The following is a 17,902-nucleotide window of genomic DNA, read 5'->3' as shown; positions in this document are numbered from 1 at the left end:
ATTCGAAAACCTTTGGCACGGCCTACCTACACTACTGACAGGCCAGACACTCCTCATAATCGGTCTGTTCGGCCTGCAGCTCGTATTTCGCCGCATCGACGGTGTTGTCCGCCTCCACGCCGCCGGCAAAGCCCGCACGCTGCACGCTCTTGGAGCGCAGGTAGTAGAGCGACTTGATGCCCTTCTCCCACGCCTGGAAGTGCAGCATCATCAGGTCCCACTTGTCGACATCGGCGGGGATGAACAGGTTCAGCGACTGCGCCTGATCGATATAGGGCGCGCGGTCCGCGGCGAATTCGAGCAGCCAGCGCTGGTCGATCTCGAAGCTCGTCTTGAATGCGGCCTTTTCCTCGTCGGTGAGGAAATCGAGATGCTGGACGCTGCCGCCCTTCTCCAGGATTGAATTCCACACATTGGCCGAATTCTTCGACTTCTTGTCGAGGATCTTTTCCAGATAGGGGTTCTTCACCACGAAGCTGCCCGACAGCGTCTTGTGGGTGTAGATATTCGCCGGGATCGGCTCGATACACGCGCTGGTGCCGCCGCAGATGATGCTGATCGACGCGGTCGGCGCAATCGCCATTTTGCAGCTGAACCGCTCCATCGCCCCCATTTCCTCGGCATCGGGGCAAGCGCCGCGCTCCTGCGCCAGCAGCATCGAGGCCTCGGACGCCTTCGACTGGATGTGCTTGAACATTTTGAGGTTCCACGCCTTCGCCATCGGGCTCTCGAAACCGAGGCCCTTCGACTGGAGGAAGGAGTGGAAGCCCATCACGCCGAGGCCGACACTGCGCTCGCGCGCGGCAGAATACTTGGCGCGGGCCATTTCGTCGGGGGCACGGTCGATATAGTCCTGCAGGACATTGTCGAGGAAGCGCATCACGTCCTCGATGAACTGCTTGTCGCCGTTCCACTCGTCCCACTTTTCAAGGTTCAGCGAGGACAGACAGCACACCGCGGTGCGATCATTGCCGAGATGGTCGATGCCGGTCGGCAGGGTGATTTCGCTGCACAGGTTCGACGTCGAGACTTTCAGCCCCAGCTCGCGGTGGTGCTTGGGCATCATGCGGTTCACCGTGTCGGCGAAGACGATATAGGGCTCGCCCGTAGCCAGCCGGGTTTCGACCAGCTTCTGGAACAGGCTGCGCGCATCCACCGTCTTGCGCACGCTGCCATCCTTGGGCGAGACGAGATCGTAGCTGCCGCCCGCGCGCACCGCTTCCATGAAATCATCGGTCACCAGCACGCCGTGGTGCAGGTTCAGCGCCTTGCGGTTGAAGTCTCCGCTCGGTTTGCGGATTTCGAGGAACTCTTCGATTTCGGGGTGGTGGATGTCGATATAGCAGGCCGCCGAGCCCCGCCGCAGCGACCCCTGCGAAATTGCCAAGGTGAGCGAGTCCATGACGCGCACAAAAGGAATAATGCCGCTAGTCTTGCCGTTGAGGCCCACCGGCTCGCCAATGCCGCGCACATTGCCCCAATAGGTGCCGATGCCGCCGCCCTTCGACGCCAGCCAGACATTCTCGTTCCACGTGCCGACAATCCCGTCGAGACTGTCCGAAACCGAGTTGAGGTAGCAGCTGATCGGCAGGCCGCGCGTGGTGCCGCCGTTCGACAGCACGGGCGTTGCGGGCATGAACCACAGGTTGGAGATGTAATCATACAGACGCTGCGCGTGATCGGCATCGTCAGCGTAATAATCGGCGACGCGGGCGAACAGGTCCTGATAATTCTCGCCGGGCAGCAGGTAACGGTCGGTGAGCGTTTCCTTGCCGAAATCGGTGAGGTTCGCATCGCGTGCCTCGTCGGTACGGATACTGAAACGGCGGGGCAGAATCGACTTGGAGTCGCTCTTCGCCTCGCTCGCCGCAGCCTTCGCGGCTTCGGCCAGCGCGCCTGCCGTGGCGGTTGCCACCAGCGCTTCTGACCCTGCGTCCTTGATATCCATGCTCACTGCCTTCGCCTTGGGGGCTTTCTTTTCCGCAGCGGGCGCTCCGGTGGTGACATTTTCGCCCAGTCCCATTGCTGCTTCGTCTCCGCTTCTGAATTCCATGTGCCCCGTTCCTGTTCTTGCCCTGGCGCGGGTTCATCCTGACCGGACAGCCCGCCGCTTTGTTCTATTTGTGTTCGACTCGGAGCCAAGCCCCCTATGTAGTCGTTCACGCACCAATCTACACGCCTGTCCGAGACTTTATTTGTCCCGGCTTTTCCACGCCGCATCCCCGGATTTGTCCCGCAACCATAGTGACTCCGGGCCCGTTCGCCGAATCGGCGGTTTGGCTTCGGAAACTAGGTCTAGTGGGTGCCCCCGGCATCGCGACCACAACCCATAGTGAATCAGCGGGGAGTCGGGCGCAAGAGGGTTAAAGTGCATTTACCGCGACCGCAGGCCATTTCGCAGGGGTGTATCGCGCTTGTAACACGCCGCGACGCGTGGAAAATCCACGGCTGGCGCGGTGCGCAAGAGGGTAAATCAATCTCTGGAAAAAAATCTGTGCGGTTTCAGATGTGGGAATCTTTCGAACAGGGCTTTGAATCAATCGAATCGCATCGCGCAATTTGTGAACTTTTTGTCCGCAGGGGCTGGACGCGCTCTGGCGATGGAGCCAATTTTGCGTCAATGCGGGCAGGCCCTGATGCCGGATCGCCCGCGCGACCGGCTATGTTGGCCCGAATGAAGACAGGTGTCCGATGATCGCATTCTTCAAAGCCGTGCCGTTTGGCGCCCTGCTCACCATCCTGATCGCGCTGTTCATGGGATCGGGCGGCGCGACCGGCGGGATGCTGGAGATCTTTCGCGTCGACGTCTACTTCCCCGAATACGGGATCGATTTCGATTTCTACTGGAGCTGGATGCTGTTCATCGGCGGCACGCTGCTGGCGTTCTTCATCGTGCTGATGCTGGACTGACAACAGCGCAACGCGACACGCCAAGGGCGCGGGCATTCCGGCTGCAGTTCAGGAAAAGATGGTGCGGTCGAGAAGACTCGAACTTCCACGGCCTTTCGGCCACAACGACCTCAACGTTGCGCGTCTACCAGTTCCGCCACGACCGCACATCAATGATGGGGCGAGCAGCCTTGGCCCGCCTCGGTAGGAGCGCGCCACTAGCAAAAGGGTCTGCCCCCTGCAAGCACACTCTTTACCGTGGTGACAAAGGTGCCGGTTACTCCGGTTTCCAGCCAATCTGCACTTCGCGGGCGCTGCGCGGAATATCGGTGACGGCTTCGGCCACGGGCACCGATTCGCCGGGCGCAATCGTGCGCTGCGGCGGGGGGACTTCCCAGCTGTAGACTTCGCGCCCGCGCGCGTCGCGCAGCACGATCAGGATCGTCGGGATGGTGCGCGTTTCGCTGCCTATGTTGGTGATCGTACCGCTCGCGCCGAAGAATTCGGTGCCGTTGGGCAATTGCCGCCGGTCCTGCTGGTCGGCCGGAAAATCGAGCTGCAGATCGGGCTCGCCCGCCGCGAAGGTCGGGCGCTCGACCGGCACCCAGTCGGGCAGGCCCCAATAGGACACCGCAAAGATCAGCGCGGCAGCGACCACCGCGAAAATCCCCGCAGCCCAGTTGAGCACTTTCAGAGGATTGCGGCGCGGGCGGAAGGGCGGCTCGGGATCGAAGGGCGATGCAGGCGGATCGCCGAAATCGGCGGGGGCCGACTGGCGTGGCGGGCGGATTTCATCGCGCAGGCTTTCACGCGAAGGGCCTTCGGGCACCGTATTATCGGTTTCGGGGAGCGGCGGGTCTTCAACCGTGTCGGCAAGTTCGCCATCCGGCCCGGTGACGCTATCTTCGACCTGCGGATGCTCGGGGATCGGCGGACGCGGCGCGGGCGGCGGAGCGACTTCGGGCTCAGGCTCAGGCTCCGGCTTTGCCACTGGCGCAACGGGGCGCGGCACCACCGGAGAGACCTCGCTCGCCGGAGGCGCCTCGTCCGCCAGGTCGAGCGTCGGTCCGTCCTGGAACCAGCTGTGCTTGCATTTGGCGCAGCGCACAGTGCGCCCGTCCACGCCGATAGCGGTATCGGGCACGACATATTTTGTCGTGCAGGCGGGGCATTGGATGATCATCGCTTCGGCAAGATTCCTACGCCTGCTGTTACAAAGCAACAAGATTGCGCGCGCCCAAGAGTGCTGATCTCGCGCCCTTTTCCACAAGCACCTTGGGCAAAATGCCGTATCGGCACGATTGGGCGCTTCCCGTTCCCCCGCCAAAGCCCTAGGTGAACCCCATGACGGGCGCACCGGACTCCATCGTGCAGTTTGCCAATGTCGGCCTTCGCTACGGCACCGACCGCGAAGTGCTGAGCGATGTGTCCTTCACGCTTTACCCTGGCAGCTTCTACTTCCTCACCGGCGCCAGCGGCGCGGGCAAGACGAGTATGCTCAAGCTGCTCTATCTCGCCCAGCGCCCCAGCCGGGGGATGATTTCGATGTTCGGATCGGATGTCATTACGCTGCCGCGCGGCGATTTGCCGATGTTCCGGCGGCGCATCGGGGTGGTGTTCCAAGACTTCCGGCTGGTGCCGCATCTCAACACGTTCGACAATGTCGCGCTGCCCTTGCGGGTATCGGGAATGTCCGAGGAAAAGCTGCAAAAGCCGGTGACCGATATGCTCGAATGGGTCGGGCTGGGCCATCGCAGCGAGGCGCGGCCGGAAACGCTGTCGGGCGGGGAGCAGCAGCGCGTGGCCATCGCCCGCGCGGTGATCGGCCGGCCCGATATTCTGGTGGCGGACGAGCCGACGGGGAACGTCGATCCGGAAATGGCGGTGAAGCTGCTGCGCCTGTTTGAAGCGTTGAACCGGCTGGGTACCACGGTGGTGGTGGCGACGCACGACGTGCATCTGCTGCGCAAAGTGCCGGATTCGCTCATCATGCGGCTCGACAAGGGGCGGCTGTCCGATCCCACAGGCGCGCTCAAATATCCGCCGAAACGCGAGAAGCCCCCGCAATGAGCGCGCCCTCGCCCATCCGCCGCAATTCGCCGCGCTTCGGGGATTCGGCGCGCATCCTGCAACAGGCGCGGATTGCCGGGCCGATGCCGTGGGTGATCGCCATCATGATCGCGCTGACGGTGATGGCGGCGGCAGCGGGCCTGTCCTTGAGCAATCTGGCGGGTAATGCGCGCGACGAGATCGCGGGCGGGATCACCGTCCAGATTGTCGAAGGCGCACCCGCCGAACGCGACCGGCAGGCCGAGCGCGCGGTGTCCTATTTCTCCAACCGCGAGGACGTGACCGAAGTGCGCCGCGTGCCCGATGCCGAGCTGGCAGAGCTGCTGCGCCCGTGGCTGGGCGATGTGGCGGTGGCAGAGGAAGAAGGCGTGCCGATCCCCGCGCTGGTCGATGTCAAACTCTCCGGCCCCGTCACGGCAGAGCGCCTTTCCGCCATGCGCAGCGAGCTGCTGCAATCGGCTCCGGCGGCACGGCTGGATGCGCAGGCAAGCTGGCTGGGGCCGGTCTTCGATGCCATCCGCTCGCTGCAGATCATGGCCTTTGCCCTGATCGCACTGCTCGCCATCACCAGTGCCGCAGCCGTGTGGCTGGCAGCGCGCAGTGCCTTGGGATCGAACCGCGAAACGATCGAAGTGATTCACCATCTGGGCGGCACGGACGGGCAGATCGCGGGCATTTTCCAGCGTTCGATTGCCTGGGACGCGGCTTTGGGCGGTGCAGCCGGATTGCTGCTCGGGCTGGCGGCCGTCTTCATCCTCGGCCAGCAATTCGCGCAATTGGGATCGGGACTGATTTCGGGCGGCGGGCTGACGGCGCTGGACTGGATCACAATTGCCGCTATTCCGCTGGTCGGGATCATTCTCGCCGTCATCACCGCGCGCATCACCGTGATCGCGGCCTTGCGGCGAATGCTGTAGGTATCGTCACGCCGATGAAGGGCAGATTCGTTTTGGGACGGCTGTTTGCGATTGTGCTGATCGTGTGGGCGCTGGGCTTTGTCTGGTTCGCCGCCGCCTTGCCGCAGGAAGCGGAGATTTCGCAGACCGACGCGATCATCGTGCCCACCGGCAGCGGCGGGCGGATCGAGCGCGGGTTGGAAGTGCTGCAAACCGGCGCGGCGCAGCAAATGCTCGTGACCGGCGTCGACGTCGCGGTACAGCCGGGCGAGTTCCAGGCCGAATATGATGTGCCCGAGCGGGTGATGGATTGCTGCGTGACGCTGGGCTTTTCCGCGCTCGACACGCGTGGCAATGCGCGGGAGACGGCGCAGTGGATGGAAGCGCAGGGCTACAACTCGCTGCGGCTGGTGACGGCGGACTGGCATATGCGCCGCGCGGCGGCAGAGCTGGCCGACCAGTTGCCCGACAATGTCACCATCCTGCGCGATGCCGTGCGCAGCGAAGTCAGTCTGGCGACGCTGTTCCTTGAGTATCACAAGTTCCTTGCGGTATGGACGCTCAAAGCCCTTAGCTGACCCGTCGCTGCACCACCGATGATCCTTCTGCGCAATCTTGCCTTTTACGCCGCATTCTACTGCGGCTCGTTGCTGATATCCGGCGCGGCGGCGGCGGCGACCTATCTGCGCCCGCAATGGGTGCGCCCGTTATGCGACAACTGGTCGCACTGGCACCATTGGTGCTGTACGCGGTTGCTCGGCCTGCGCATCGAGATGACCGGCACGCGGCCCGCAGGCCCGGTGATCTACGCCATCAAGCATGAGAGTTTTTTCGAAGCGATTGCGATGGCGCATACGTTCGAACACCCGGCGGGCGTCGCCAAGGCGGAGCTGTTCGATCTGCCCTTCTGGGGACGCGCCGGTCTCGCTTACGGCCTGATACCGGTGGCGCGCGACCAGGGTGCGAGCGCGCTGCGGGCGATGTTGAAAGCGGGCAAGGGCGCGATTGCGCAGGGCCGCCCCATCGTCATCTTCCCCGAAGGCACGCGCATCCCGCCAGGCGAGCGCCCGCCTTTGCGGTCGGGCTTTGCCGGGCTCTACAAGCTGTTCAAGCTGCCGGTGGTGCCGGTGGCGGTGAATAGCGGGACGATCTACCGCAATCTCTTGAAACCCAAGGGCACGATCACGTGGCATTTTGGCGAAGTGATCGAACCCGGCCTGCCGCGCGAGGAAGTCGAACGGCGCGTGCATGAGGGGATCAATGCGTTGAATACGCCGCCTACGGTTTAGTCTCGATCAGCCGCACGATCTCGCCTGCCCATTCCCGCGCATCCTCGCGTTCGCCGATATCCGCGACGAACTCCTGACCCCGCGCCACGCTTTGCAAGCGGCCATCGGGCAGCCAGCGTTCGGGCCTGTCGTGATAGCTGAGCCCCGTTTCGCGCAGCCAATCGGGCACGCGCCACAGGCTCGCCGGGCCTTCGGGCACAGTCAGCCGCAAAGCGTCCAGCGCGGGCGCCTTATCGGTGCCCCGTCCATACCAGATCGCATCATTGCTACCGAGCATCCTGCGCGCATGGGGATGGCCCACATCGGCGAAACTCTTGCGCGTCGCTTCGTCGCATTCGGCCAGCTTCACCAGCTCGCTGACATAAAGGTAACCGAAGAAGCGGTGATGCGGCGCGCCGCCCTCCTCGCAGAACAGCCCGAAGAACAGGAACAGGTCGCCCGCGCCCACGCCTTGGCGTTCCAGATGCGTCTGCGCCGCGCCATACTGGCCGAGCGCCGCCCAGCCCTTTTTGCCGAACATCGGATCATTGTGCATCCGGTGCCAGCTTTGCACCTTGCCACGGCTCGCCCGCCGCACATGGCCGCCCATCTTGCGGTTGCTGTATGTCGGCCCGCCAAAGCCGCGCTTTTCAGGGATTGGCAGGCTGAGCGCGCGGCCATCGACAATCGGCGACGGCCCGCCGCCCGATCCGCTGTCGAACCCCTTGCGGCTGAAAACGATCTTCATGCGGCTTCCCTAGCGCCTGCTGGACGGAACCGACAGGGTGCGACTTCGCTTGATTGCATATGAAACTGTATGCGATTGGCGCAGCCCTATGACAATCGACCGACTCGCACTCCGGCAGGCCTATCGCATGGACGAAGACGCCTGCATCGCCCAGCGCCTCGAACAGGCCAAAACGGTGTCGCAAAAGCACGCAGAATCCGCCGCGCTCGCCGCACAGCTGATCGAAGGGGCGCGCAAGAAGGTGAGCAAAGGGCTCGATGCGTTTCTGGCGACCTACGGCCTCAATACCGAGGAAGGCATCGCGCTGATGTGCCTTGCCGAGGCTTTGCTGCGCATTCCCGACCAGCAGACCGCCGACGCACTGATCCGCGACAAGCTCGCCAATGTCGATTGGGCGGAGCATCTGGGGGAGAGCAAATCGGTGTTCGTCAACGCCGCCACCTTCTCGCTGATGCTAACAGGCGGCGTGCTGCGCAGCGGCGTGCGCACCGAAGCGGGGCTGGCGAACACGCTGGCGCGCACCACCGGCCGATTGGGCGAGCCGGTGATCCGGCAGGCGGTGCAGCAGGCGATGAAGATCCTCGGCGGGCAATTCGTCTACGCCCGCACCATCGAAGAAGCGATGAAGCGCGCCGCGCCCGAACGCAAACGCCGCCTTGCGCACAGTTTCGATATGCTCGGCGAAGCGGCGATGACGATGGACGATGCGGAGAAATACCGCGCCGCCTATGCCGGAGCGATTGCACGGCTGGCGCAGGAAGCGGGCGGCGTGCGCGGCGGGCCGGGCATTTCGGTGAAGCTGTCCGCGCTCTACCCCAAATACGACTTCCTCCATGCCGAAGCGGCGAAGGCGCATATCGTGCCGGTGCTGCGCGATCTGGCGGGCGCGGCGCGCGATGCCGATATCCACTTCACCGTCGATGCCGAAGAGGCCGAGCGGCTCGAGCTCAGCATGGATATTATCGAGGCGCTGCTGGCCGATGACAGCCTGTTCGCCAAGGGTGATGGCAGCCAGTGGGACGGGTTCGGCATGGCCATACAGGGCTATCAGAAACGCGCCGTGCCGCTGTGCCGCTGGGTCGCCAAGGCGGCGCGCAAGCATGACCGGCGGCTGTTCGTCCGGCTGGTGAAAGGCGCCTATTGGGATGCGGAGATCAAGCTCTCACAAGTGGGCGGGCACACCGATTATCCGGTCTTCACCCGCAAGATCGCTACCGATGTCTCCTACCTCGCTTGCGCGGCGGAGCTGCTGAAGGCCGAGGATTGCATTTACCCCGCCTTTGCGACGCACAACGCCTATACGATTGCGGCGATCAAGTCTTTGGCTGGCGATGCACCTTTTGAATTCCAGCGCCTGCACGGCATGGGCGAGGAGGTCTACGAAACACTCGCCCAGCTGGAGGGTGACAACAGCCGCACCACGGTGCGGATTTACGCGCCGGTGGGCGGGCACAAGGAATTGCTCGCCTATCTCGTGCGCCGCCTGCTGGAAAACGGCGCGAACTCCTCCTTCGTCAACCGCATGGCCGATGCCGATGTGCCGGTGGAGGAGATGACGGGCGATCCGGTGGCGGAGCTTGCTGCGATGTCTCCCTACCGCAATCCGGCGATCCCGCTGCCTGCGCATATCTATCCCAACCGCCGCAATTCGGCGGGCGTTGACCTTGCCGATCCGCTGGTGCTGGCGCCATTGCAGCAGGAGCTGGAACGCTGGCGGCAGGACGATCCCGTAGCGCGGCCCACGCTGCGCGCAGGCGTCGACGGCGAAGCGCTCGTGCCGGTGCATTCGCCGTTTGACGGGCGGGTGGTCGGCCAAGCCATTCCGGCAACCCCCAAGGATATCGACCTTGCCATCGCCCGCGCGGTCGCCGCGCAGCCGACATGGGATGCGCTGGGCGGGGCGGCGCGCGCCGATCTGCTGCTTGCCGCTGCCGACCTGCTGGAGGCTAACACCGCGCGCCTGCTCGACCTGTGCGAGCGCGAGGCGGGCAAATCGCTGCCCGATGCCGTGCTCGAAGTGCGCGAGGCGGTCGATTTCCTGCGCTACTACGCCTGCGAAGCGCGGATGCTGTTCGCCGCGCCGCAGCCGCTGCCGGGGCCGACGGGGGAGACCAACCTCCTGCGCCTGCACGGGCGCGGCGTGTTTGCGACAATCAGCCCGTGGAATTTCCCGCTGGCGATTTTCATGGGGCCAACCGCCGCCGCGCTGGCGGCGGGCAATGCCGTGCTCGCCAAGCCTGCCGAACAGACCCCGCTGATCGCCGCGCTCGCCATCGATCTGTGCCATCAGGCGGGCATTCCCAAGGATGTGCTGCAATTCGTGCCGGGCGACGGTTCGGTCGGCGCGGCGCTCACCAGCGACCCGCGCATTGCGGGCGTGGCCTTCACCGGATCGACCGACACCGCGCAAAAGATCAACCGCAGCCTCGCCGCGCGCGACGGGTTGATCGGCACGCTGATCGCCGAGACGGGTGGCCAGAACGCAATGATCGTCGACAGCTCCGCTCTGCCCGAGCAAGTCACGCGCGACGTGATCGCGGGCGCGTTCCAGAGCGCGGGACAACGCTGCTCGGCGCTGCGGGTGCTCTATCTGCAAGAGGATGTCGCCGATGTGATGCTGCACATGATCACCGGCGCGTTCGAGGCGCTGGTGGTGGGCGACCCGACGCAGCTTGCCACCGATGTCGGCCCGGTGATCGATGCCGAGGCAAAGGCCAAGCTGGAAAAGCATATCGCGGCGATGGAAGCGGACGGCTTCAGCGTGTGGCGCCTGCCGCTGCCCGATGAATGCGCGGACGGCCATTTCGTCGCCCCGACGATTATCGAGGTCGGCTCGATCCTCGATATCGATGAAGAGCAATTCGGCCCGGTGCTGCACGTGGTGCGCTATCCGGTCGGCACGCTGCGGCAGGTGATCGACGATATCAACGCGACCGGATACGGCCTCACGCTTGGCCTGCATAGCCGCATCGCCGAAACCCGCGAATTCGTCGAAGCCCACGCAAGGGTCGGCAATTTCTACGTCAACCGCAACCAGATCGGCGCGGTGGTGGGCAGCCAGCCCTTCGGCGGCGAAGGCCTGTCGGGCACCGGCCCCAAGGCAGGCGGCCCCCACTATGTGACGCGCTTCGCCACCGAACGGGTGACGACGATCGACACGACCGCGGCAGGCGGCAATGCGAGCTTGCTGGCGGGGGTTTGACCGGCGGCGAAGGATTGCCGAATTGGCGGCGGATGGTAGGCTATACCCATGTTGTCGGACGCCAATCTGAAATACGCCTTTGCCGGCCTTGCCGTCTTCGGTTTGGGGGCCATTGGCTACACGCAGTATCAGGCCGCCGAGGAAGCGGAACCGGACGTCGCCGTGATGACCATGGGGATGGCGCCGCAGCTCCCGCTTATCCGCGAAATCGCTGACGAGGCAGGCTGGCGCGTCTCATGCGAAGGCGTGTCCGGCGAGATGACCACGCTCCGCCTTTCGCCGGGCTTCTGGGCTGACGACAAAACGGGCGAGGCGCTTGCCGAAGAACTCGTTTCGGTCGCAAGCAGCGCTTACTCGATAGCGGGTGGCGCAGCGGAGGCAGACACTTGCGATGTGGCTCCGTCGGAAACCTCGATTGAGGGGCCGGAGGACAATGTCGCGATTGCGTCCGGGCCGCCTGCGGTCTTGGCGCATTATGCCGAAGTCGCGCGATCTTGCGGCTTGGAGGAGACGGAAATCGCGCCAATCAGCGCGTTATATCTCGATATGATGGAGCCGGGCACGGTCGGCGATGACTGGCAGGCGCTCTACATCAGTCTTGCGGACGCGGAGCGCCACGGGCCGACCATGTGCTACGTTATCATGAGCAACCGGAACGAAGCAGACGGGGAATAGTCCCCCGCACACCTACCCGTCCCGCCGCGGGCTGCCCGGCGGTTTGCCCTTGGGCTTGCCTGCGCTCTTCCCCTTGAACCCCGGTTTGGGCTTGCCCGCATAGGGTTTGCGCTCGCCAGTGCCTGATCCATCGGCATTGTCGCGCTTGAAGCCGCCCGGCTTCTTCCCGCCCTGCCCCCGGTGGAACGGCTTGGCGCGCACGGCGGGGCCGCCTTGCTTGCGGTTCTGGCGCGCTTCCATGCGCGGGCCTTCGGCGGATTGTTCGATCACAATCGCATCCTGTTCGTCCTCGGCGGATTCGGTGCGCTGCACCGTCTCGGCGAATTTCGCGGCGATGGTGCGCGGCACCTGGAACCACGTTTCGTTGGGGCCGAGACGGATCGCGCCGATTTCGTTGCGGGTGATATGGCCACGGCGGCAGATCAGCGGCAGCAGCCAGCGCGGCTCCGCATTCTGGCGGCGGCCGATGCCCATTTTGAACCACACCACGTCTTCAAAACCGGGGCGGTGGCGCTCGGCCTGCGCCTTCTCCCGCGCTTCGGGGGTGTTGGCGAGCAGCTCTTCGGGCGCGGGCATTTTCGCGCGGTGCGCCTGCACCAGCGCGGCGGCGATGTCCTCTGCGGGAAGCCGCTGCATCAGCTCGGCAGCAAGCGCGCGGTCTTCCTCGGCATAATCTGCCGGAGCCGTCAGCTTCTCCATCAGCCGCGCATGATCCTTCTGGCCGATGGCTTCGGGCGTGGGCGCGCCCATCCATTCGGCAGCGATCTTCGCGCCGCGCAGCATACTCTCGACGCGCTTGCGCCGGTTATAGGGCACGATGATTGCTGCCGTCCCCTTCTTGCCCGCGCGCCCTGTGCGGCCTGATCGGTGCTGCAAGGTCTCCGCATCGCGCGGCGTATCGACATGGATCACCAGGCTCAGCGTCGGCAGGTCGAGCCCGCGCGCGGCGACATCGGTGGCGACGCACACACGCGCGCGCCGGTCCCGCATGGCCTGCAGCGCCTGGTTGCGTTCGGACTGCGAATGCTCGCCCGACAGCATCACCACACCGAAGCCACGGTTCTGCAAAGTGGCGTGCAAGCGGCGCACGCTGTCGCGCGTGGCGCAGAAGCAGATCGCCGATTCCGCCTCGTGAAAGCGCAGCAGATTGACCACCGCGTTCTCGATTTCTGAAGGGCCGACCGTGATCGCCTGATAGGCGATATCGCCATGCCCGCGATCCTGCCCGGCGAGCGAGAGCCGCAAGGCATCGGACTGGTATTTCTGCGCCAGCCGGACAATCGCCTGCGGCATGGTGGCGGAAAACAGCAACGTGCGCCGCCCCTCGGGCGAGGCGTCGAGGATTTCTTCCAGATCGTCGCGGAAGCCCATGTCGAGCATTTCGTCCGCTTCATCGAGCACGACTCCCACGAGGCCCGACAGGTCGAGCGGGCCGCGCTCCAGATGGTCGCGCAGGCGGCCCGGCGTGCCGACCACGATGGCGGGGCCGGAGCGCAGCGCGCGGCGTTCCTTGCTTGCATCCATCCCGCCCACACAGGTCGCGATGCGCAGGCCCGCTTTGGCGTAGAGCCAGTCCAGCTCGCGGCTCACCTGCAAGGCCAGTTCGCGCGTCGGCGCAATCACCAGCGCCAGCGGCTTCTCGGTCAGCGGGGTGCCGCGGATTTCGCTGAGCAACTGCTCCGCCAGCGCGATGCCGAAAGCGACGGTTTTGCCCGATCCGGTCTGTGCGGAAACGATCAGATCGCGTCCTGCGGCATCGGGCGCGCTCACGGCGGTCTGGACAGGGGTGAGCGCGGTATAGCCGCGTTCGGCCAAGGCTTCGCCAATCAGCGGCGGAAGGGATTCAAAAGACATAAGGGATTCGCTTGAATGGAAGCGCGAGCAGCTGGCGCGTTGAGTAGGGTGCATGAGCATTGCGCATTGCCTGCACGCGACTCACGGGGCAGCGAACCGTTGCGAACGCGCCTATGGCGTGCCCCATAGCGCGAAAGAAGCCTTTTGGCTTGCGGTTTTTTGCAAGTGCGAAGTGCCCTCGGGGAAAGGGGCTATCCCCTTTCCGCAGGATTGCCCGCCTGCACCTTAATCATCCAGCCATCGCTCGACGGCAAACCAGCCCATCACCAGCAGCGCAATCACCACGCAAAAGCCGACCACGCCCCAGAACGCCCATGGCTGGGTGGCGAAGGGAATGCCTTCGACATTCATGCCGAGAAGGCCGGTGACGAATGTGAGCGGGAGGAAGATGAACGCCGTCACCGCAATCGCCAGAGAGCGGCGGTCGATAACTTCTGCGCGCATATCGGTCAGCTGTTCGTGCAGCAGCGCCGCGCGCTCGCGCACGGCTTCCAGCTCTTCGGCCATGCGCGCAAAGCGGTCCGCCGCGTCGCGCAGATGCATCCGGTCTTCGCTGCTGATCCAGTCGAACGGCAATTGCGCCATTGATGCCAGCGCATCGCGGTCCGGCGCGACAAACCGCCGCAGCGCGATGGCCCGCGACCGCAGCATCGCGATCCGGCGGCGCAGCGGATAGATATCGCCATCGTCCACCTGCGCCTCGCAATCGTCGAGCTGGTCGCCCAGCTCGGCAATGTCGGGATCAAGCTCGATACTGATGGCTTGTGCCAGCGCCGCCACGAAATCGCCCCCGTCCAGCAACCGGCCCGCGCGCATCGCGGCCTCCACGCTTGCCAATGCTGCCAGCGGGCGGCGGCTGGCGGAAGTAACGCGCTTGCCTTCCACCCACACGCGGATGGACACCAGCTGGTCGCTATCAATGGTCGCATCGACGCCCGTCCCGCGCAGATTGATCAGCGCACCTTCTTCAATTTCGTCACAGCGCGGTCGTGTCTCGCCCGCCAGCAGTGCCCGCGCCGCAAGCGGGGGGACATAGCCGGGAATCTGGTCGAGGTTATCGCCCTCAGTGCCGTCGATATGCAGCCAGACAAACCCGTCGCCGCGATAATCCGCCACGTCGGCAGGCGGCAGTTCGCTGACACCGCCATTGCTGACCAGCGCGCGCATCACGATCGGGCGGATTTCATCGCTCATGCCCCCCGTCTAATCCGATTCGTGGCCGCCGCAAGCGGCCTTACTCACGGGAAATTGTTCCCTGCGGCTTGCCCCCGCCCGCGCCTTGGGGAATCCCTGTGCGCATGGCCATTCTCTCAGACAAATGGATTCGCGAACAGGCGCTCAATCACGGCATGATCGAGCCGTTCGTGGAGGCGCAGCGGCGGGACGGGTGTGTGTCCTATGGCGTCAGCTCGTTCGGCTATGACGCGCGGGTGGCGGACGAGTTCAAGATTTTCACCAATGTGAACTCTGCCGTGGTTGATCCGAAGAATTTCGACGGCGAAAGTCTGGTCGACCGGCAGACCGATGTCTGCATCATCCCGCCCAATTCCTTCGCGCTCGCCCGCACGGTCGAATATTTCCGCATCCCCGATGATGTGCTGGTGATCTGCCTCGGCAAAAGCACCTATGCCCGCTGCGGGATCATCGTGAACGTGACCCCGCTGGAGCCGGGCTGGGAAGGCCATGTGACGCTGGAATTTTCCAACACCACCCCGCTGCCCGCCAAGATCTACGCCAATGAAGGCGCGTGCCAGTTCCTGTTCCTGCAAGGGAACGAGCGGCCCGAGGTGACCTATGCCGACCGGGCGGGGAAATATATGGGGCAGCGCGGGGTGACGTTGCCTCGTTTGTGATTACGCCCGCCCATCCGGGCGGGCATCCTCGGTAATTGTTTGTTTCGTGCGCCCACATCCGTGGGCGCGTCCTCGCTAGGCGCGCTTCGCTACGCTACGCGCCCGCTGCGGTCGCCCGTTCGGGCTCGGTCGTGCGCTGGTCGCGCCCGATTGCAGCGCCCGAAATCGAGCGATGGGATTGGCGCCGAAGGCGACAACCGAGCGCACAGCGCGACCCGCAGTTGCCGCGCAGCCGGAACGAAGTCCCGGCGGAGCGAACAGCACCGAGGACGCAGCCCCGGATGGGGCTGCGGAAAACTAAAGACTGGTTCTCACCGTCAACCGGAAATTGCGCCCCGGCAGCGGGACGAAGTCCTTGGTGAAGCTCGTGTGGCGGCGACCCTCGGCGTCGAAAATATTGTCCACCTGCGCGATCACCGTCAGGTTCTCCGCCCCTTCGAAGGGGTGCCAGGCGAGCGAGGCGTTGACCATCGCGAAGCTGTCGGTCGTCGTCTCGAACGGCGCGACACGGCTTGCCTCGTCATACCACTCCACTTCGCCGCGCAGATCGAAATGCGCCCAGCGGGCTTCGAGCGCGCCATACAGGCTCAGCGGCGGAATGCGGGGGGCCTCGGTGCCGTCATCCAGATCGACCTGCGTGTAGGACGCGCGCACATCGCCAAGCAGCGAGAAAGTGCCGTGCTCGACCAGCGGGAAGGTGATCTGCGTTTCAAAGCCCCACTGGTCGGCATCCTGCTGCAGATATTCGAACACCGGCAGTTCGTCCTCTTCGGTGCCGGTATCCTGCAGATAGATGAAATCGCTGAACCAGTTGCGATAGAGGCTGGCGGCAACCTTAACCTCGCCTACTTCGCCTCGCAGATAGGCCTCGGTGCCAAAGCTCGATTCGGTGACGAGGCCGGCATTGCCGACTTCGAATTGCTGCGTGGCGATATGCGGGCCGTCGGAAAACAGCTCTGCCGCCGTCGGCGCGCGTTCGGTGTGCGACAGGTTCAGCCCCAGTCGCAGATCGTCGAACAGCATATAGCCGCCGCCGATCGAGGCGGAGAACGTATCGAAGCTGCGCTCCTGCCCCAGTGTCACCGCGTCGATGGAGGTGGTTTCGAAGCGCGCACCGGCTTCGACTTCGAACTGGTCGAAATCGAGCTCCTGCAAGGTAAACAGCGCGAAGGTGCCCACTTCATTGGGCGGGATATAGGCTTCAGCGCCGGTCGCCACGAAATCGACGAAGCTGTATTGCGTGCCGATCGAGCCGCCCCAGCCGCCGCGCCGCGACTGCACCAGTTCGAGCCGGCCTTCCATGCCTTCGACATCGAACACGGTGCCCACTTCATCGCCTTCGAATTCGGTGTGGGTATAGTCCGACCAGCCGAAACGGCCCTGCAGGCTGTCGAAGAAGCCATTGCCCAGATCGAGCTGGCCGCGCGCGTCGATGCGGTATTGCTGGAGGCCGATGGAGATCAGCTCCTCGCCTTCCTCCTCTTCCTCTGCCCCGCCTTCTTCGCCTTCCTCGTGATGGTGGCCGCCAAAGGGCGAGGCGGGGACGCCGTAGAGCGTGTCATAATAGCCGAAGGAGACGCCAAAATTGCTCTCGCCCGAGAGGAAGGCGATGCCGGTGCCGGCCGACCAGGTTTCGGTAAATGTCTGCGGGACTTCGCCGCGCTGTTCGGCCAGTTCGCGCAGCTCTTCGGCTTCCTCGAACTCGCCTTCTTCCTCTTCCTCCTCGGCATCGGCGAGCAGGTCTTCGCGCACGAATTCGCTGTTCACGAAGCCGGGGACTTCGATATTGCCGCTTTCGCGGTACGAGACATCGGCGTGGAAGGCGATGCTGCGGCCGAGCGGCACATCGAACGAGAGGCCCCCTTCGCGCAAATCGGTAGCGGTGTCGATGCCCGCGAGCGCGTCGATATGGATCGCCTCGTCGGGCACAGCAGGCGGAATGCGTTTGGTCACGACATTCACCGCGCCGCCGATGGCGTTGTTGCCGTAGAGCAGCACGGCAGGGCCGCGCAGCACTTCGATGCGTTCGGCGATCAGCGGGTCGGCAGCGACGCCGTGATCGTCCGACGCGCCCGAGGCATCGAGCGTGCCGATCCCGTCATTGAGCACGCGCACACGGTCTCCGCCAAAGCCGCGCAGCACCGGGCGGCTCGCGCCAGGGGAGAAGCCGCTGGTGGCGACGCCGGGCAGCGATTCGAGAATATCGCCCACTTGCCCCGCGCTCTCACGTTGCAAGGCGATGCCGGTGAGCACCGAAGTCCCCGCAATAATGTCCACCCGGTCAACACCGGCGGCGGAGACGTAGATCACGTTGTGGAAATCGTCATTATTGGGCTCGGCGCGCTCTGCCGCATCGGGATCGGCGGGCGCTTCCTGCGCAAATGCGGTTACGGGCATGGCGGCAGAGGCGAGCAGAACAAGAGCAAGCTTTTTCATCGGAGAGGACG

14 protein-coding genes and 1 tRNA gene are annotated in these 17,902 nt (G+C 64.5%); 8 read left to right on the top strand and 7 right to left on the bottom strand.

Annotated features, from left to right (window positions below; translation table 11 throughout):
• Window positions 1-31: 31 nt before the first annotated feature.
• On the bottom strand, window positions 32-2,053 hold the full coding sequence (locus tag ACS0VV_RS00860; RefSeq protein ID WP_483530858.1) for a ribonucleoside-diphosphate reductase subunit alpha: 2,022 nt from the start codon (window positions 2,051-2,053) through the stop codon (window positions 32-34).
• A gap of 638 nt (window positions 2,054-2,691) precedes the next feature.
• Between ACS0VV_RS00860 and ACS0VV_RS00855 the strand changes: the two genes are divergently transcribed.
• Window positions 2,692-2,910 (top strand): hypothetical protein, encoded by a 219-nt coding sequence (locus ACS0VV_RS00855; RefSeq protein WP_483530857.1) that lies wholly within the window; start codon window positions 2,692-2,694, stop codon window positions 2,908-2,910.
• Window positions 2,911-2,969: 59 nt separating this feature from the next.
• On the opposite strand, the gene ACS0VV_RS00850 is transcribed toward ACS0VV_RS00855, so the two are convergent.
• Together ACS0VV_RS00850 and ACS0VV_RS00845 are read right to left on the bottom strand one after the other, a co-directional pair.
• A tRNA-Leu gene (locus ACS0VV_RS00850) sits at window positions 2,970-3,056 on the bottom strand.
• 110 nt (window positions 3,057-3,166) lie between these two features.
• On the bottom strand, window positions 3,167-4,072 hold the full coding sequence (locus ACS0VV_RS00845) for a zinc-ribbon domain-containing protein (protein ID WP_483530856.1): 906 nt from the start codon (window positions 4,070-4,072) through the stop codon (window positions 3,167-3,169).
• 161 nt (window positions 4,073-4,233) lie between these two features.
• On the opposite strand from ACS0VV_RS00845, the gene ftsE reads away from it, so the two are divergent.
• The 4 genes from ftsE to ACS0VV_RS00825 are packed head-to-tail and all read left to right on the top strand — an operon-like array spanning window position 4,234 to window position 7,144.
• Window positions 4,234-4,959: a cell division ATP-binding protein FtsE gene (gene ftsE, locus ACS0VV_RS00840; RefSeq protein ID WP_483530855.1), complete on the top strand. Its 726-nt coding sequence runs from the start codon at window positions 4,234-4,236 to the stop codon at window positions 4,957-4,959.
• A complete protein-coding gene (locus ACS0VV_RS00835) occupies window positions 4,956-5,876 on the top strand; it encodes a cell division protein FtsX (protein ID WP_483530854.1) in 921 nt (306 codons plus the stop codon). Before ftsE ends, ACS0VV_RS00835 begins: the two co-directional genes overlap by 4 nt.
• Before the next feature lie 14 nt (window positions 5,877-5,890).
• A complete protein-coding gene (locus ACS0VV_RS00830; RefSeq protein WP_483530853.1) occupies window positions 5,891-6,433 on the top strand; it encodes a YdcF family protein in 543 nt (180 codons plus the stop codon).
• Window positions 6,434-6,451: 18 nt separating this feature from the next.
• Entirely contained in the window at window positions 6,452-7,144 is a 693-nt protein-coding gene (locus ACS0VV_RS00825; protein WP_483530852.1) for a lysophospholipid acyltransferase family protein, read from the top strand.
• On the opposite strand, the gene ACS0VV_RS00820 is transcribed toward ACS0VV_RS00825, so the two are convergent.
• Entirely contained in the window at window positions 7,134-7,871 is a 738-nt protein-coding gene (locus ACS0VV_RS00820) for an Nmad3 family putative nucleotide modification protein (RefSeq protein ID WP_483530851.1), read from the bottom strand. The two genes, ACS0VV_RS00825 and ACS0VV_RS00820, sit on opposite strands and share 11 nt — an antisense overlap.
• Window positions 7,872-7,959: 88 nt before the next feature.
• On the opposite strand from ACS0VV_RS00820, the gene putA reads away from it, so the two are divergent.
• Together putA and ACS0VV_RS00810 are read left to right on the top strand one after the other, a co-directional pair.
• Entirely contained in the window at window positions 7,960-11,073 is a 3,114-nt protein-coding gene (gene putA, locus ACS0VV_RS00815; protein ID WP_483530850.1) for a bifunctional proline dehydrogenase/L-glutamate gamma-semialdehyde dehydrogenase PutA, read from the top strand.
• A 48-nt stretch (window positions 11,074-11,121) separates the two neighbouring features.
• Window positions 11,122-11,748, top strand: a complete 627-nt coding sequence (locus tag ACS0VV_RS00810; RefSeq protein WP_483530849.1) for a hypothetical protein — start codon at window positions 11,122-11,124, stop codon at window positions 11,746-11,748.
• Between the two features lie 12 nt (window positions 11,749-11,760).
• Here the strand turns inward: ACS0VV_RS00810 and ACS0VV_RS00805 are convergent, their stop codons facing one another.
• Together ACS0VV_RS00805 and ACS0VV_RS00800 are read right to left on the bottom strand one after the other, a co-directional pair.
• On the bottom strand, window positions 11,761-13,602 hold the full coding sequence (locus ACS0VV_RS00805; protein ID WP_483530848.1) for a DEAD/DEAH box helicase: 1,842 nt from the start codon (window positions 13,600-13,602) through the stop codon (window positions 11,761-11,763).
• Window positions 13,603-13,827: 225 nt separating this feature from the next.
• On the bottom strand, window positions 13,828-14,796 hold the full coding sequence (locus tag ACS0VV_RS00800; RefSeq protein WP_483530847.1) for a zinc transporter ZntB: 969 nt from the start codon (window positions 14,794-14,796) through the stop codon (window positions 13,828-13,830).
• A 104-nt stretch (window positions 14,797-14,900) separates the two neighbouring features.
• On the opposite strand from ACS0VV_RS00800, the gene dcd reads away from it, so the two are divergent.
• Complete coding sequence (dcd, locus tag ACS0VV_RS00795; protein WP_151973298.1) at window positions 14,901-15,455, top strand: dCTP deaminase; 555 nt, start codon at window positions 14,901-14,903, stop codon at window positions 15,453-15,455.
• Between the two features lie 297 nt (window positions 15,456-15,752).
• Here dcd and ACS0VV_RS00790 read toward each other — a convergent pair whose 3' ends face one another.
• Window positions 15,753-17,891: a TonB-dependent receptor gene (locus ACS0VV_RS00790; protein WP_483530846.1), complete on the bottom strand. Its 2,139-nt coding sequence runs from the start codon at window positions 17,889-17,891 to the stop codon at window positions 15,753-15,755.
• Between the last annotated feature and the right edge of the window lie 11 nt (window positions 17,892-17,902).

It is taken from the genome of Aurantiacibacter sp. KMU-128, from assembly GCF_056933515.1.
The sequence above is the reverse complement of the archived record's forward strand: the minus strand, read 5'-3'. Positions and strand labels throughout refer to the sequence as shown.